1 protein-coding gene is annotated in these 983 nt (G+C 65.4%); it reads right to left on the bottom strand.

The window, feature by feature from the left end; all coding sequences use genetic code 11:
• Positions 1-983 (bottom strand): penicillin-binding transpeptidase domain-containing protein (locus AHiyo1_RS19270; RefSeq protein ID WP_253257470.1); only part of this gene is annotated, 983 nt, incomplete at both ends.

Here is a 983-nt window from a genome sequence, read left to right as displayed (position 1 = left end):
GCTTGTCCCGCCGGTGGCCTGGTTGCTGCTGCGGGTCTGTGGCGAGTTGCCGCCGATGAGGGTCTGCGGCGGAGCGTCGAAGTCGCCATGGTCGTAAAGACCGACGACCTGCTGCATATACTGCGCCCACTGCGGTCCGGCGATGTAGGCCCCGTCAACCAGGGGGTAGTATCTGCCGTTGACCGTGATGTCGCGTCCGAGCCGCGAAGGGCCGCCGTTGAAAGGGTCTCCGAAGAAGGACGCCGTCGCCAGGCCTTTCGTGTAGCCGAGGACCCAGGTCTGATTGTTGTACTGGTTGGTACCGGTCTTGGCGGCGTCCGGGACGCCGAGCTTCTGCGGGATCAGCAGGCCGGAGCCCTTGGTAAGGACATCCTGGAGGACATTGGTGGTTGCCTCCGCGACATCCGGTTTCAGGGCGTTCGGCTGGCATGCCGATGCCTGCCCGCCGATTCTTTTGCCCGCGGCGTCGTCGACTTCGGCGATCGAGATGGGCGCACAGTAGGTACCGTCCGCGGCGAACGTCGCGAAGGCGTTGGCCATCGTCAGGGGGGCGACGTTCTGGCTGCCCAGGATATTGCCCAGGGTCGAGAGGTCGATTTTCTTGCCGTTCCCGTCGCCCAGGTGCAGGCCGATGGCGTCGGCGGCCCGCTGGACATCGCAGAAGTCGTTCAGGCCGGCCAGGGAGGCGAACGTTGCGGTGTTGATTGAGTTGTAGATGCCTTGCCGGACGCTCATGGGCCGGTACCAGCCGGGTTCGTCGTTCTGCAGGTCCGTGGAGGGTGGAAGAGTGCTGTCGAACCATCCATGGACGGGGCCGCATGTCGTCTTCCACGGGTAGTTGACGCCGTAGCGCCGCCTTGACGCGTCGACAATCTGGTTCGTCGTTTTGCCCTCGCCGAGCCAGGCCGCGAGGGTCACTGGCTTCATGGTCGAACCGGGCTGCATGCCGCCCACGCCGCCCAGGTCGTTGCCGTTGGCGTCCG

Origin of the sequence: Arthrobacter sp. Hiyo1, from assembly GCF_001263615.2 — a bacterium.
Lineage (GTDB): Bacteria > Actinomycetota > Actinomycetes > Actinomycetales > Micrococcaceae > Arthrobacter.
Note: the sequence above shows the minus strand (reverse complement) of the source record. Positions and strands in the feature narration are given on the sequence as shown.